Source organism: bacterium (assembly GCA_035308905.1).
In the GTDB taxonomy this organism is placed as follows: Bacteria; Sysuimicrobiota; Sysuimicrobiia; order Sysuimicrobiales; family Segetimicrobiaceae; genus DASSJF01.
Map to the genome: position 1 here is coordinate 13,720 of DATGFS010000013.1, position 15,049 is coordinate 28,768.

The following is a 15,049-nucleotide window of genomic DNA, read 5'->3' on the forward strand; positions in this document are numbered from 1 at the left end:
GCCGCGCCGCGAGAAGAACCCCGCTCAGGCTAACCAGGCCTGCTTCAGCAAGAACCGGCGTCCGGTGAACGACTGGGAGAACCCCTGCAGCCGGGTCGAGATTGCGTCGATGTTGTATTTCACGTGCCACCACCAGTTCGGCGACTCGTCGAGCAGCGTCTTCTGGATCTCAATGTACAGGCTCTTCCGCTGGTCGTGGTTGAAGATCGAGCGCGCCTGCACCATCAGCGGGTCGAGCTTCGGGTTGGTGTAGCCGCCGTCGTTGATCGGCCCCTTGCTGTAGAAATACGGATAGATGTAGCCGTCCGGATCGGGCCGGAAGGTGTTGCCCGAGCAGAAGATCTCCCCGCCCTCCTGGCCGTGGGTCACGAGCTCGCGGTTGTGGTCGGCGACGAACGCCCCCCACTCCATCTGCTGCACCTGGGCGTCGATCCCGAGCTTCTTCAGGCTGTCCTGGACGACCAGCGTCGTCGCCACATACTCGGGGTACTGCGGCGAGCACAGCAGCGTGACGCGGAAGCCGCCGTTCGGATAGCCGGCCTCGGCGAGCAGCTTCTTCGCGCCCGCGATGTCCGGCTTGTTGTACGGCAGAAGATTGGCCGGCACGTACCAATCGCCGTAGCCGGTCGGGATCGGGCCCGACGGCACCGCCGCGCCGAACGCCGCCTTTTGGATCACCTCGTTCGTGTCGACCGCCATGCGCATCGCCTTGCGGACGCGCCAGTCGTTGAGAGGCTTTCGGGCGACGTTGATGTAGTGCAGCGTCACGTTCGCGACGAGACCCCGCAGGATGGAGACGCCCGGCACGCCCTTGAGCTGGGCTTCACCCTGCGCGCTCACTGACGCGTACTGGATCTGTCCGGCCCGCAGCGCCGCGAGACGGGCGTTCTCCTCGGTGAGAATCTTGAACGTCATGCCGTCGAGGTACGGCAGCGGCTTGTCCCAGTAGTCGCCGTGCCGCGCATAGGTGATGTGATCTTGCGGGACGTACTCAGCGAGCTTGAACGGCCCCGTCCCGACCGCGTGGATCTTGAGATTGTCGCGCTCGGCCAGGCCCTTCGGAATGATGCCGGAGGCGCGCATGCCGGCGAACGATCCAAGCAGGCCCGGATACGGCGCGCTGAGGTTGATCTGAACCGTCAGCGGGTCGACGACCTTGGTTTCGGCGATCGTGTCGAACCAACCGCGCCAGGGCGACGCGGTCTTCGGATCGACGATCCGGTCGACGGTGTATTTCACGTCATCGGCGGTCATCGTCTGGCCGTTATGGAACTTTACGTTCGGCCGCAGGTGGAAGATGTAGGTCTTGCCGCCGTTCTGGGTCTCCCACTTCTCGGCCAGCATCGGGACGATCTGGTTCTTGTCGTTGTAGCCGGTGAGGCTCTCGTAGATGTGCTCGTAGGCCTGCGCGGACGAGAAGTTGGAGTTGGTATGCGGATCGAGGCTGACCGGGTCCACCTCGGCCGCGGCCACCAACATGCCGCCGCGCTTCGGCGCCGCCGCGGCGCCGAACGCCTCCGGCAGCCCGGTCCCGCGAACGAGATCGAGCCCGGCGAGTCCTCCGCCGAGCGCGAGACCACCGGCGAGTACCTGTCTCCGGGTCATCCTGCTATTGGACGTCGTTCGTGCCATCGTCCACCCCCCTGGATCTGATGCGCACAAGCCTTTGAAAATACGGCCCGCCCGTCGCAGAGGTTCGTTCCATAGAATCACCGGGTCTCCTGTACACCGTGCGCCGCGGGCCGGTCACGAGTACCTGAGGCGCGGATCGAGGTAGTCCCGAAGGCCGTCCCCGAGCAGGTTCAGGCTCAACACGCTGAGCACGATGGCGGCCCCCGGGAAGATGCTGATCCACCAGGCTTGGCGGAGATACACCTGCCCCTCGCTGATGATCCCGCCCCACGTCGGAATCTGCGGCGGAATACCGACCCCAAGGAAGCTCAGCGCCGCCTCGCCGAGCATCGCGTACGCGGTGATAAACGTCGCCTGGACGATCACCGGGGACGCCGTATTGACCAGGATGTGGCGGAGCAGGATGCGCGCGACCGGCGCGCCCAACGCCCGGGCGGCCTCGACGTACTCCTGGGAGGCCACAACCAGCACGGAGGCGCGCACGATCCGCGCGACGCGCGGCGTGTACACGAAGCCGAGCGCGATCACCACGTTCCGGGCGCTCGGGCCCAGCGACGCCATGAGCGCGATCGCGAGCAGGATATCCGGGAACGCCATCAGCCCGTCCATCACCCGCATCAAGAGGCGGTCCGCCCGGCGGTTGGTCCCGGCGATCAGGCCCACGGCGATGCCGGCCGTCGTCGCGAGCGCAGTGACGAGCGCGCCCACCGCGAGCGACAGCCGCGCCCCATACAGCGTCCGGCTGAGGATGTCGCGGCCGAACTCGTCGGTGCCGAACGGATGCGCGTGGCCCGGCGCGGCGAGGCGCGCGGGCACGTCGAGGGCGATGGGATCGTACGGCGCGAGCTGCGGCGCCAGGAGCGCCGCTCCCAGCACGACCAGCAGCAGCACGAGGCCCACGGCCACGATGCGCCGCCGCCGCACCATGCGCGCGAGCAGGGCGACCGGGCCGCGACGGCCGAACCGGCCCCCGGCGACCGGCATGCCGGCCGGCACCACGGAAGGACGCGCGGTTTGGTCCGCCGCCGTCAATACCGGACCCGCGGATCGACGACGAAGTACATCATGTCGACGGCCAGGTTGACGAGGACGTAGATCGTCGCAACCAGCAGCACCACGCCCTGAATCACGGGGTAGTCGCGCCGCAGCACGGAGGAGACCACCAACTGCCCGATGCCGGGGAGGCTGAACACCGTCTCCGTCACCACCGCGCCCCCCATCAGCGCCGCGAAGGTCAGCCCGATCACGGTGAGGATCGGCACGAGCGCGTTGCGCATGGCGTGCCTGAAGATCACGCGCGGCCGCGGCAGGCCCTTCGCGCTCGCGGTGCGGATGTAGTCGTTGCCGAGCACGTCGAGCAGGCTGCTGCGCGTGAACCGGATGATCAGCGAGGAGTTCGGCAGCCCGAGCGCCAGCGCCGGCAGGAGCAGATAGTGCAGGCTCAGCCCCAGCCCGGCGCCGGGCGGCCGGTACCCGGACGACGGCAGCCATCCCAGATCAACCGCGAACAGCACGATCAGCGACAGCCCCAGCCAGAAACTGGGCACCGCCGCCCCCAGCATCGCGAGCGCGAGGCTGGCCTGGTCGAGCCACGAGTTGCGGAAGACCGCGGAGACGATGCCGACGGGAATCCCGATCGCGAGCGCCACGCCGAGCCCGAGCAGAGAGAGCATCGCGGTCGGGCCGGCGTGCTCGACGATGTCGGTCGTCACCGGCAGGTGCAGAAAGAACGACAGCCCCAGGTCGCCCCGAACCGCGCGGCCGATCCACAGCGCAAACTGCAGCGGCAGCGGGCGGTCGAGACCGAGATCGTGCCGCAGCGCGGCCACCTGCTCCGCGGTGGCATCCTGCCCGAGCAGCACGCGCGCCGGGTCCCCCGGCGTGACGTGGATCAGCATGAACACCACGACCGCGACGACCAGCAGCACCGGCAGCAGCGCCGCCAGCCGTCCCGTCAGGTACGAGAGCACGAGTTAGCCGGCGTTGATTACATCACAGCCGGCCGACCGGCGGCCGGCATCACTTCACCGCGGCCACGTTCCACGGCACGATCCAGTACGAGGCCCGGAACGTCTCGAGCGCCCGGCTCCGCAGCATCAGTGTGTAGAACTCGCCGGGCCGGACGATCGGCGCTTCCTTGTACATGAGCGCCTGGAGCTTGGACCACGTCTTCACGCGGGCGGCCGGGTCGGACTCGCTCGTGAACTCGCCGAGCAGCGAGTTCTTCGTCGACGTGTCCCACCACCCCGGGTACGCCGAGCTGAACACGGTGATCAGCGCCGGATCGGGCACGAACCCGTGCGAGGTGGTGAACAGGTCGTAGTCGGCGGGCTTGCCGCGGTGGTCGAGCACGCCCGCCCACTCCAGCACCTGCATGTCGACCGTGAATCCGGCGTGCTGCAGCTGTGACGTCGCCACCACGGTGCTCTTGAACATGTAGTCGTACTGCTGGGTCGTGAGCCACCGCACCGGCTGGCCGGAGTAGCCGGCCTCCTTCATCAGCTCCTTGGCCCGCGCCACGTTGTGGACGTTGTACCACTCCGAGCCCGCCGTCGTGTACCACGGCGTCCCCTTCGGGTACACGCTCGGGTACAGCGAGTACAGGTCCGGATTCCCGAAGGTGGCCGACATGATCGGCTGCATGTCGAGGGCGACCAGGACAGCCTCGCGCAGCTTCTCGTTCGTCATGATGCCCTGCTTCTTGTTGAAGAAAAACGTGAGGAACGACCCCGGCCGGATGATCTCCGGGACCACCCGCTGGTCGTTCTTCAACGAGGCGTAGGCATCTTGGTTGATGCCGTCGGCGACGTCGTAGTCGCCGCTCTGCACCCCGGCGATCCGCGTCGCCACCTGCGAGACGGGATAGTAGAGAACCTCGTCCGCCCATGCCTCGCGCCGGCCGGCGTATCCGTTCGCCGGCTCGCTGCGCGCGGCGTAGTGATCGAAGCGCGCGAGCTTGACGTAGCGGTCCGGCGCCCACTCGACGAAGCGGTAGGGGCCCGTCCCGACGAACTGTTTGAGCGGGCTGGTGCCGGCCGCCTCGACGATCTCGCGCGGCATGATCGCGGCGGCGCCGTTCGGCAGCGCGAGAAACGCCAGCAGCGGCGCGTACGGACGCTTCAGCTTGATCACGACGCCGTCCGCCAACGGCTGCACGCTGTCCACGTTCTGGTAGACGGAGGGGCCGCGGGGGCTGACCCGGCCCCAGCGGTTCAGTGACGCGACGACGTCCGCCGGCGTCACGTCGCGTCCGTTGTGGAACGGGACGTTCTTGCGGAGGGTGATGGTGTAGGTCAGGCCGTCCTTGCTCACGTTATACGACGACGCGAGCAGCGGCTGGATCCGCCAGTTGGCGTCGAAGATAAAGAGCTCCTCGAAGACCGGGAGCGTGATCGTGGACGTGAGGTCGGCCGTCGTCGCCACGGTGTCGAGCGTGAGCGGCTCGCCGATCTCGGCGATCCGCAGCGTGCCGCCGCGCCGCGCCGCCGCCGCGGCGATCCCCGCGTCCCGGGTCCCGCCCAGCCATCCCGGCGCCCCCCGATCGGTTCCGGCGGCCAGTCCCGCCCCGGCGGCCGCCGCCACGGTCAACAGTCCGCGCCGCGTGATCCGCGTCACTGCGTCCCCCTTGTCCCGATCCTGAGCCACGGCCAGCCCTCCTCGTTTGTCACGGCGCAGGCAAGCCTGTCTGCGCGCGCGCCCCGTATAAGGGTCCCACCGTCTTTGTCGCGGCGACGCGTTCTCCCTCCGGCGCATCCGATCTCGTTTTCGTCGGCGGCCCGGGGCCGGGTATAAACTTCGATGTGGCCATCCTCCAAGTCTTGATCGGACTCGCCCTGCGGTCGCTGGGACGCGTCGCCAACACGGCGCTGGGATGGGCCACGGTGCTGCTGTTCGGGCGGATCCCGCAGCAGCGCCAGATCATCGTCACGACCATGGCCTTCGGGTCGGTCGTCTGGTTGGTCGCGATCACCGGCATTGTGTGGCCCGCGTTCGCGGCGTTCCTGCTCGCCTTTGTGACCCTGGCGCCGTGGGTGAACCAGGCCTGGATCCGCGTGGCGATGCTTGCCGCCGCCGCGGCGATTCCGCTGGTCGTCGGTGCCGCTGCGCTGCTTCTGATCGATCCGCCGTACCGGCCGCGCGGCGCGGCCAACATCGCGCGGGAGCTGCTCCCGGGCTATCGTTACACGCTTGGCATGGCCGTCACGCTGATCGTCACCGCCTTCATCGCCCCCGTCACCCAGGTACGGACGCTGCTGCACCGCTGGACCACGCGGCACATGCCGGTGGTCATTCACGCCGCGCACTACGACGCGGTAGTCCGGGAGATCGAGGGCGTCCTGGCCGGCGGCGGCATCGGCGTGCGCCGGGTGCCGACGAGTCCGCTCATCAGCGGACCGATCCGCATGCTGGTGCTCTTGATCGGCGGGACGGTTGCCGGCATGGTGACGCACGACCTGGCGACCTTCGCCGGCGCCGGCCTCGAAGTGACGGTACACCCGTTCGACATCGTCATCACCGGGCACGTCCGGCGCGTGACCGCGGTCCAGGCCCTGCTCACCGAAATGCTGCCCTTCACCCCGGCCTACCTGACCTGGACGCGGGACGCCAACGAGATCGAGGACCGGCTTCGCGAAGCCTGGCGCGCCCACACGGCGCAGGAGGCGCATCGTTTGCCCGCGCCGCAGGCACAGAAGCGGCCGGAGGTCCCTGGGCCCGCGGCGGTCGCCCTGCCGGCGCTCGACGACATCGAGCGCACGATCCGGCACACCGGCGTCGCGTTCGAGGAGTGGGAAGTGCTGTTTCGCGAGTTCCTGCTCGTGGAGCGGCGGATGCGGCTCGCCGCGCTCCGGGGCGAGGACGTCCCGGAGATCCGCCGGGCCGGCTGACGCGCCGAGGCCGGTGTTGGTCTAGAACACGTCGATTCGCGCCACCCGTTGCGTGGTCGTATCGACCCAGAAGCGGATGCCGCCGTACTCCATCTTCCGCATGCCGGCCTCGCCGAGCGTGACCGCGCCCGGCGACCCCATGGCCAGCTGCACGCCGAGCAGCGCGGACCCGCGCACGCCCCCGGGCCCGGACGTGTGCAGGTTCTTTTCGGTGGTGTACGCCGGGAGGTAGCGGACGCTAACCTGTGTGATCCGCCCGTCCGGAAGGCACGTCACCGCAAACCCGCTCGCCGCGGCAGAGCCGTCGTGCGCCGGACTGGTATACCACCGGTATTCGCGCAGCCGCGCGGGCCCGTCGACCACCACCGCGCTGGACTTGTAGGGACCGAGCGCCGCCGCGGCCCGCGCGAGCGGCACCCCGAGGGCGACGGCTCCGATCCCCTGTCCGGGCACGATCTGGTGCGCCGTTGCCGCGTACGACGTCCCGCCCGCGAGCAGCGCTACGAGCGCGGCCGCCGCCAAGTGTCTGATCGGCGCTACCTCGCGCGCGCGAATTTCTGCAGGCTGCGCAGTTCGCGGGGCGGGGTCAATCCCTTACCGCGGATCGTGTACGAGACCTCTCCGACGTAGACGTCGCCCCGCGAATCGACGGCCACCGTGTGCGGGGCGACGAACTCGCCCGGGCCGCTTCCGGGCAGCGGCGCGCCGATCCGCGCGATCCGCTCGCCGGACGGCGCGAAAATCGAGAGGCGGGCGCCGAGGTTCTGGATCCCCTCGCTGACCCCGATGCTGGAGCACAACTCCCCGACGTAGATGCGGTCCTGGTCGCCCTGGCGGTCGACGTACAGGCCGCACGGACGGTACAGGTTGTTCCACTGGCCGACGAAGCGGCCGCCCCCGTCGAAGATCTGGACGCGGAAATTCTCGCGGTCCGCGACGTAGACGCGGCCCTGCCGGTCCACCCCGACGTTGTGGGGCAGGTTGAACTGGCCCGGGTCGGTGCCCGGCTCGCCCCACGACCCGAGATGCCTGCCGTCCGCGGTGAATCGGTGCACGCGCGTGTTGCCGTAGCCGTCGGTAATGTAGAGCGAGCCGTCCGCGGCCAGCGCGACGTGCGTCGGCCGGTTGAAGGGCGTGCCGCTCCACTTCGGCGCCGGCTTGTTGGGGGTGCCGATTGTCAGCAGCACCTTGCCGTCCAGGGTGCAGTGGCGGATCGTGTGGTCGCCGTCGTCGACGAGCCAGAGCGTATCGTCGGGCGCCATCGTCGCGGCGTGGGGCCGCGTGAACGCGCCCTCGCCCCACGAGCCGACGAATGCGCCGTCGCGGTCGAGCACGATCACCGGATGCTTGCCGCGGTTGAACACGTAGGCGCGGTCCTGCCGGTCCACCGCCACGCCCGAGACCTCGAGGTACGACCAGCCGTCCGGCAGCCTGCCCCAGTTGTCCTGAACCTCGTACGTGTGCTCCCCGGTGCCGACGCGCATCGCGGCCCTCCCCTGGTCAGTCTTCCACCGTGGCGGTAGACGACGTGTTCGCGGATCGGCGAAGCGTTTCCCCTCGGGGGGCCCCGGAGCCGGCGGCTACCCGCCGCAAGGCCAAGTCAGCGCAGGGAACGCCCGGCCGGCCTGCGAAGTCGAACCGCATCATGGCCGGCCGTCATTTTCTGCAGATCCCGGGTCCCACCAACGTCCCCGAGCGCATCCTGCGCGCGATGGACCGCGCCGTGGTCGACCACCGGGGACCCGATCTTCCCGCCGTCGTGCACGAAGCGGTTGCGGGATTGAAGCAGGTGTTCGGCACGGCGCGGGGCGAGATCGTCCTGTACCCGGCATCGGGCACCGGCGCGTGGGAGGCCTCGCTCGTCAACACGCTCAGCCCCGGTGACCATGTGCTCGCCTTCGTCAACGGCCACTTCAGCCAGCTCTACGCCGAGTGCGCGCGGCGGCTCGGGCTCACGGTCGAGACGGTCGAAGTGCCCTGGGGCGAGGCCGTGCCGCCGGAACAGGTGCGCGACCGCCTGTCGCGCGACGGGGAACGCCGGTACCGCGCGGTGCTCGTCGTGCACAATGAGACGTCGACCGGCGTCACGACGGATCTCGCGGCCGTCCGCGCGGCGATCGACGCGGCCGGGCACCCCGCGCTCTACTTCGTCGACGTCGTGAGCGCCCTCGGCAGCATCGACCTACGATTCGACGAGTGGAAGATCGACGTCGCGCTGACCGGGACGCAGAAGGGGCTCATGCTGCCGCCGGGTATGGCGGTGCTGTGCGCGGGCCCGCGCGCCCTCGAAGCGGGCGAGCGGGCGACGCTGCCGCGGTACTTCTTCGACTGGCGCCCCGTCGTGCGGGAGATGCAGCGCGGCTACTTCCCCTACACGCCGGCGACGCTGATGCTGTACGGACTGCGTGAAGCCGTGCGCATGCTGCTCGAAGAGGGCCTGCCGAACGTATTGGAACGCCATCGCCGGCTCGCCGAGGGCGTACGGCGCGCCGTCACGGCCTGGGGCCTCGAGAACCTGTGCGCGCGCCGGGAGTGGTACTCGAACAGCCTCACCGCGGTCGTGGTCCCGCACGGCGTCGACTCCGACGCCGTCGTCCGTGCCGCGGCGGCGCGGCTCAACCTCTCGCTCGGCGTCGGGCTCGGCCGGGTGAAGGGCAAGGTCTTTCGGATCGGGCACCTCGGCGCGCTGAACGAGCTCGAGGTCCTCGCGACGCTCGCCGGCACCGAGCTGGCGTGTACCATGGCCGGCGTCCCGGTCCCGCTCGGCGCGGGCGTGACGGCGTGCGAGCGCTATTTCGCCGAGCAGTACGCCGGCACGGCGCCGGCCAGGCCCACGGCCGCGAAGGCGGCCCTCACCTAACCGTCCCGGGCCGCCCGTCCACCCGCCAACAGCCGGTCGACCGCCGTCCTGTCCGGCACGCCGCCCGTCTCGCACCGCAGCGCGGCCGCGGCGGACGCGAAGCGCAGCGCCGCCTCCGGATCGCATCCTTCGCCCAGCGACAGCGTGAACGCGCCGTGAAACACGTCCCCCGCGCCGGTGGTGTCGCGGGCGGCCACGTCGAACGCCGGCACCCGGCCGCCGTCGTGCACCACGCCCCGCGCGCCGAGGGTAACCGCGCCCCACACGCCGTCCGCGCGCAGCCGTTCGAGTAAGGCGCCGGCGCCGCCGGCCTGCCGCGCCATCTCCTCGTCCGCGACGACGTGGGTCGCGGCGCGCGCCAGCGCCCGCGTCTCCGCGGTGTCGACATCGGAAAAATCCATCACGACCGGAACGCCCGCCGGCCGCGCGGCGGCGGCGAGCGCCTGCCCCGCGCGCGGGAACCGGCTGTCCACCAACACCGCGCCCGCGCCTTCGAGGGCCGCGATCGGGGCCCACGCGGGGTCATCGTGCAGCGCCTCGCCCGGGTACGCGCAGATGAACCGCTCCCCTCCCGGCACGATCACGATCGACGAGACGGCCGTCTTGCCGGCCGCCGCCACGCTCATGAACCGGGTATCGACGCCGTAGGATTCCAGAGCCGCCGCCACGCGAACGCCCGCGGGGTCCCCGCCCCGTGGACCGGCGAAAATCGCCGTACCACCGAGACGCGCCACCGTGGCCGCCGCCACGGCGGCCCCGCCGCCAAGATCTTCCACGTAGGCCGTCGCCGGCGTCCGGCCGCTCACCGGCGGCCAGGTGTCCACCCAGATGCGGTGGTCGAGGACGGCCAGGCCGAGCAGGACGACGCGAGGCATCGTTGGGGCGCCGCGGGGAACGAGCGCGAGTCCGCCGGTCTTACGAGGACGCGCGCGCCCGCACGCGCTCGCCCGCGAGGCGCCTGAAGTTGCCTTCGTCGATCATCCGGCGGCGGTCCGCGGAGATGCCGCTCTCGTCGAGATCCGCGATGGTGTCGCGGATGTAGCGGGCGCCGCCTTCGGGGTCGAACGGCGTGTCGCTGCCGAACAGCACGCGCTCCGGCGGAAAATACGCGAGGCCGCAGCGCATCGCGTGGGCCGCGCCGAAGAGCGCCGTGTCGGCGTAGAAGCGCGGGAAGTACCACGCCGGCGGATGCGCGAGCGGCACCGGCAGCGTCTCGGTCTGTCCCTCCGCGCCCCGCGTGCCGAATTGCTCGAACCCGCCGTTCATGCGGCCGACGAAATGGGGCGCCATCCCGCCGAAGTGATGCGCGACGATCACCGCATCGGGGTGCCGGTCGAACAATCCGGTGAAGACGAGGCGCGCCATCGCCACCGTCGTCTCGTACGGCCAGCCGAAGATCTGCCAGAGGTCGTATCGCGATTGGGTTTCCGTCACGTAGTCGGCGAACGCCGGCGCGCGCGCCGGATGAAGAAAGACCGGCATCCGCCGCCGCGCGGCCTCCTCGATGACCGCAAGCGTCGGCGGCTCGTCGAGCGGCCGTCCCGCGACGTTGGAGTAGATCTGCACGCCGACGAACGCGGGATGTCCGGCGAGCCGCTCGAGCTCCCGCAGACTGGCGTCGGGATTGTTCAGCGGCAGCCCGCCGAAGGCGCCGGCAAAGCGGTCGGGGTGCGCGGCGACCAGCTCGGCCAGTTCGTCGTTGGCCACGCGGGCCAGGCCCGGCGTGGTCTCCGGCGAGCCCAGGCGGTCGATCGACGGCAGCGCGAGCGACAGCACCTGCCGGTACTCCCCGAAGCCGTCCATGATGCGGAACCGCACGTTCAGATCGAACAGACACGGGATGCCCTTCATGCGCTTCGCCATGAAGAATCCCGGCATCGCGTTCAGCTTCGCGAAATACCGCGCCGGGAGAACGTGCGCCGCCACGTCGATGCGCATGGCCATGGGGTACGCCGCCGCGCGATACGCTCCTCCAGGAGGCCGGCGGGCGGCCGCGTCAGGCGCCGCCGCCCGCCATCACCCGTCCTCCCTGCACGACGAGCGAGACGCGCCGCAGCGCCGCGATATCGGCCGTGGGATCGCCGTCGACCGCGACCAGGTCGGCCACCTTGCCCCGGGCGATCACGCCGAGCCGGTCGGCGGCGCCGAGCGCCTCCGCCCCGTGCCGCGTCGCGGCGACCAGCGCCTCGGACGCGCGCATGCCACACTCCACCATGTGCGCGAGCTCCTCCGGCAGCGACTCGAACCTGCCCAGCCCGAAGAAGATGTCCGTACCCGCCGCCATCGTGACCCCGGCCGCCATCGCGATCTGGTAGCTCTCCGCGGCGCGCTTCGCGCGGACGGGAATCGACCGCATCATCGGGACCGCTTTGTACTCCTCCCACCGGTCCATGAGCAGTTTCAAGACGAGCAGCGTCGGCACCATGGTGATCCCGCGGTCCGCCATGGCGCGGGCGGTGGCTTCGTCGAGGTCGCAGCCGTGCTCGATCGTATCCACACCCGCGCGGATCGCCATCTTGGTGGACTCGAGCAGCGACGCGTGGCACGCCACCCGGCGGCCGAGCCGGTGCGCCTCGTCGACAATGGCGTCCATCTCGTCCTGGGTGAACTCCACCACGTTGAGCGGGCCGTTCGTCGTCACCTTGATGCAGTCGGCGCCGGCCCGGACCTGCTCCCGCACCGCCCGCCGGCAGTCGTCCGGGCCGTCCGCCTCGCGCGCCGTGCCCGGGGGAGCCGGCGGCTCGGAGCCGTGGCCGCCGGTCATGCAGATGATTTGGCCGCACGGATACACGCGAGCGCCCGGCAGGTCGCCGCGGGCCACGGCGTCCCGGACGGCCATGCCTACCCCGCCCTGCGTGCCGACGTCGCGGAGACAGGTGATCCCGGCGAGCTGGGCGGTCCGTACGTTGCGGGCCGCCGCGAGGGCCACCGCGGCCACGTTCGGCACCGCCGCCCTCGTACCCCAGCCGAGATGCACGTGCAGATCGATCAGCCCCGGCAGCAGCGTGCGGCCCGAGAGATCGATCGTGCGGGCGGACCCGTCGTCTCCGGCCGCGTCGCCGGGCAGCACGTCCGCGATGAGGTCGTCCTCGACCACTACGGTGTGCCGCTGTGGAGCGCCGCGTCCGGTGCCGTCGAAGACGCGGGCTCCACGCAAGATCGTCCGGCTCATCGCGATGCGCTCCTCGTCTGGACTGTCGGTGATGTTACGGCCGCCGAGAGAATTTGACCTGCACAAACGAGAAGGGAGCGGCGCGGAACCCGCTCCCTCCCCGGCGATCCGATCCGCGGCCGCCCGCGCGGCGGGCCCGACGTCAGGCCGCGTGCCCGACGATGAGGCCGTTGGCGCCGAGGCCGTTCAACGGCACCGTTTCAATCCTGCGAAAACCTGCCTCGTCCAACATCGCCTCGTACTCGGCCGCGGTGTAATTGCGGCCTCCCTCGGTGGCCACCAGCATGGTCATATTCATGAGGGCGGCGGGAGGCGGCCCGGTTTTGTCGTCGTTGACGAGCAGCTCGCTCACCAGGAGAACCCCGCCGCGTGAGAGCGCCGCGCGGCACTTGTGCAAGATCTCACGATTGCTCGCCTCACTTTCCCCGTGCAGAATCATGGAGAGGAGAATCACGTCGTGGTTCTCCGGCAGGGCCTCATCCTTGAAAAAGTCCCCCGCGACCGTGCCGATCCGATCGCCGAGGCCGGCCTCCTCGATGTTGCGGCGGGCGATCTCGACGATCAACGGCAAATCGTACACGGTCGCGCCCAAGTGCGGGTACCGCCGGCAGAGTTCCACGTCGAAGGCGGCCGAGCCGCCGCCGACGTCGAGGAGGCGGCGGAAGGGGCGGAAATCGAACGCGTCGGCCAGCGCGCTGGCCGTGATCGTGGAGAGCGAGTGCATCGCCCCCCAAAAACTCTCCATGATGGCCGGATCGGCGGTCTCGTACATCGACGTCTGCCGCTCCGGATCGTAGGCCGTCGGACGGTTTTGGCGCACGGCATCGCCGAGCCGGGCGTACGCCGGATAGATAAGCCGGTCCTGCATCCGGACGAAGCCGCCGAAATAATAGCGTTTCCCGCGGACGAGAAACTCCTCGGCCAGCGGGCTGTTGCGGTAGCGTCCACCCTCTTTCGTCAGCAGGCCGAGTGATGCGCAGGCTGTCAGCAGCATCTCGGCCGGACGGTGTTCGATGCCGGCGTCCTCGGCGAGTTGCTCGGGCGTCGTCCCCGGCGTTCCCGACATCCGCGTGAACAGATCCAGCTCATTCGCCACCGCGAACGTCTTGAAGGCCCAGTGCGCCGTTGCCAGCTGCAGCAGCGGCGCCGGACTCAGGGCACCCTCCGAACCACGATGCGCCATCGATGGCTCCTCCGGTGAGGCGTCCGGAACAAATCACAGTACAATACTGTTCCCTTATTACGTCTCGCATGCTAGCATGAAGGCGGGATGGTGTCAATAATGAGAACACATGTCTGTGTAGTGATATCCGATGCCGCGTAAATACGAGCTCAGGGCCCGGGCCGCGCGGCAGGAGGACACGCGGCGGCGGATTGTGGACGCCACCGTCGAGCTGCACCGGACGATCGGGCCCGCCCGCACGAGCATCAGCGCCATCGCCAAACGGGCGGGCGTCCAGCGGCACACTCTCTACCGCCACTTCCCCGACGAGCTCTCGGTGTTCAAGGCCTGCAGCGAGCGGTATCGTGCGCTCAACCCCCTCCCCGAACCGGGACCGTGGCGCGCCGTCGCGGACCCTCAGGAGCGGCTTCGAATCGGACTGAACGCGGCCTACGCCTATTACGCGCGCCATGAGGAAATAATGACGAACGTGCTGCGGGATGCCGAGGTGATGGGGCCGCCGATCGGCATGGCGTTCTTCAAGCATCGCGACGAGATGCTCGCGGTGCTCGGGCGTGGGTGGCGGCTCGGGCGCCGCGGCGGCAGGCTCATCCGCGCCGTCCTCAGGCTTGCCCTTGATTTCCAGACCTGGCGGCTGCTCGTCCGGCAGGGCGGCCTAGACCGTGCCGAAGCCGTCGAGGCCATGGCCGCGCTGGTGGAGTTTGCCGGGGCCGGCCCGGCCGCCGTTAGATCTGCAGCCGGGGATCGAACGCGTCCCGCAGCCCGTCGCCCACAAGATTGAACGCCATCACCGCGAGAAACACGCAGAGGCCGGGGAAGAACGACACCCACCAGGCCACGCCCAGATACTCCCGGCCGTCGGCGATGATGTTGCCCCAACTCGGCTGCGGCGGCTGCACCCCGAGCCCCAGGAAGCTCAGGCCGGCCTCCGTCAGGATCGCCAGCCCGACCCGCAGCGTCGCCGAGATCACGATCACCGGCACGACGTTCGGCAAGAGGTGCCGCACGATGATGCGGGTGTTGGACGCGCCGGTCGCGCGGACGGCCGTGACGAAGTCCCGCGCGCGCAGCGCGAGTACCTCCACCCGCACGAGCCGCGCCGCGGGCGGCCAGGCGGTCAGGCCGATGATCCAGATCAGCCGGCCGACGCTCGGGCCGAACAGCGCGAGAAACGCCACCGTCAGGAAGAACACGGGAATCGCCAGCACCACGTCGGTGACGCGCATCAGGACGCCGTCGACGTAGCCGCCGAAGAAGCCGGCGATCGTCCCGACGAGCACGCCGGCCACGATCGAGACCAGCATCGACAGCACTCC

14 protein-coding genes are annotated in these 15,049 nt (G+C 69.9%); 3 read left to right on the plus strand and 11 right to left on the minus strand.

Annotation, left to right across the window (positions count from 1 at the left end; translation table 11 throughout):
• Nucleotides 1-24 precede the first annotated feature (24 nt).
• The 4 genes from VKT83_04305 to VKT83_04320 all read right to left on the minus strand — a co-directional run bounded on the left by VKT83_04305 (nucleotide 25) and on the right by VKT83_04320 (nucleotide 5,277).
• On the minus strand, nucleotides 25-1,605 hold the full coding sequence (locus VKT83_04305; GenBank protein ID HLY21670.1) for an ABC transporter substrate-binding protein: 1,581 nt from the start codon (nucleotides 1,603-1,605) through the stop codon (nucleotides 25-27).
• Between the two features lie 141 nt (nucleotides 1,606-1,746).
• The gene (locus tag VKT83_04310; GenBank protein HLY21671.1) at nucleotides 1,747-2,616 is read right to left on the minus strand and encodes an ABC transporter permease; all 870 of its coding nucleotides are present in this window, start codon (nucleotides 2,614-2,616) and stop codon (nucleotides 1,747-1,749) included.
• 44 nt (nucleotides 2,617-2,660) lie between these two features.
• Complete coding sequence (locus tag VKT83_04315; protein HLY21672.1) at nucleotides 2,661-3,602, minus strand: ABC transporter permease; 942 nt, start codon at nucleotides 3,600-3,602, stop codon at nucleotides 2,661-2,663.
• Between the two features lie 49 nt (nucleotides 3,603-3,651).
• Nucleotides 3,652-5,277 (minus strand): ABC transporter substrate-binding protein, encoded by a 1,626-nt coding sequence (locus VKT83_04320; GenBank protein ID HLY21673.1) that lies wholly within the window; start codon nucleotides 5,275-5,277, stop codon nucleotides 3,652-3,654.
• 155 nt (nucleotides 5,278-5,432) lie between these two features.
• Here VKT83_04320 and VKT83_04325 point away from each other — a divergent pair, with 155 nt between their 5' ends.
• On the plus strand, nucleotides 5,433-6,518 hold the full coding sequence (locus tag VKT83_04325) for a hypothetical protein (GenBank protein ID HLY21674.1): 1,086 nt from the start codon (nucleotides 5,433-5,435) through the stop codon (nucleotides 6,516-6,518).
• A gap of 21 nt (nucleotides 6,519-6,539) precedes the next feature.
• On the opposite strand, the gene VKT83_04330 is transcribed toward VKT83_04325, so the two are convergent.
• Nucleotides 6,540-7,040, minus strand: a complete 501-nt coding sequence (locus tag VKT83_04330) for a hypothetical protein (GenBank protein HLY21675.1) — start codon at nucleotides 7,038-7,040, stop codon at nucleotides 6,540-6,542.
• Nucleotides 7,041-7,054: 14 nt separating this feature from the next.
• Nucleotides 7,055-8,002 (minus strand): peptidyl-alpha-hydroxyglycine alpha-amidating lyase family protein, encoded by a 948-nt coding sequence (locus VKT83_04335; GenBank protein HLY21676.1) that lies wholly within the window; start codon nucleotides 8,000-8,002, stop codon nucleotides 7,055-7,057.
• 161 nt (nucleotides 8,003-8,163) lie between these two features.
• Between VKT83_04335 and VKT83_04340 the strand changes: the two genes are divergently transcribed.
• Nucleotides 8,164-9,378 carry an aminotransferase class V-fold PLP-dependent enzyme gene (locus VKT83_04340; protein HLY21677.1) on the plus strand — a complete coding sequence of 405 codons (1,215 nt, stop codon included), beginning with the start codon at nucleotides 8,164-8,166 and terminating at the stop codon, nucleotides 9,376-9,378.
• Here the strand turns inward: VKT83_04340 and VKT83_04345 are convergent.
• The 4 genes from VKT83_04345 to VKT83_04360 form a co-directional block, all read right to left on the minus strand.
• The gene (locus VKT83_04345) at nucleotides 9,375-10,253 is read right to left on the minus strand and encodes a PfkB family carbohydrate kinase (GenBank protein HLY21678.1); all 879 of its coding nucleotides are present in this window, start codon (nucleotides 10,251-10,253) and stop codon (nucleotides 9,375-9,377) included. The genes VKT83_04340 and VKT83_04345 overlap by 4 nt on opposite strands.
• 40 nt (nucleotides 10,254-10,293) lie before the next feature.
• Nucleotides 10,294-11,322: an amidohydrolase family protein gene (locus VKT83_04350; GenBank protein ID HLY21679.1), complete on the minus strand. Its 1,029-nt coding sequence runs from the start codon at nucleotides 11,320-11,322 to the stop codon at nucleotides 10,294-10,296.
• Nucleotides 11,323-11,374: 52 nt separating this feature from the next.
• The gene (locus VKT83_04355) at nucleotides 11,375-12,550 is read right to left on the minus strand and encodes an amidohydrolase family protein (protein HLY21680.1); all 1,176 of its coding nucleotides are present in this window, start codon (nucleotides 12,548-12,550) and stop codon (nucleotides 11,375-11,377) included.
• Nucleotides 12,551-12,692: 142 nt separating this feature from the next.
• Entirely contained in the window at nucleotides 12,693-13,733 is a 1,041-nt protein-coding gene (locus VKT83_04360) for a methyltransferase (GenBank protein ID HLY21681.1), read from the minus strand.
• Nucleotides 13,734-13,863: 130 nt separating this feature from the next.
• On the opposite strand from VKT83_04360, the gene VKT83_04365 reads away from it, so the two are divergent.
• Nucleotides 13,864-14,514 (plus strand): helix-turn-helix domain-containing protein, encoded by a 651-nt coding sequence (locus VKT83_04365; protein HLY21682.1) that lies wholly within the window; start codon nucleotides 13,864-13,866, stop codon nucleotides 14,512-14,514.
• On the opposite strand, the gene VKT83_04370 is transcribed toward VKT83_04365, so the two are convergent.
• The coding region (locus tag VKT83_04370; protein ID HLY21683.1) for an ABC transporter permease at nucleotides 14,459-15,049 on the minus strand (591 nt) is incomplete at its 5' end. The two genes, VKT83_04365 and VKT83_04370, sit on opposite strands and share 56 nt — an antisense overlap.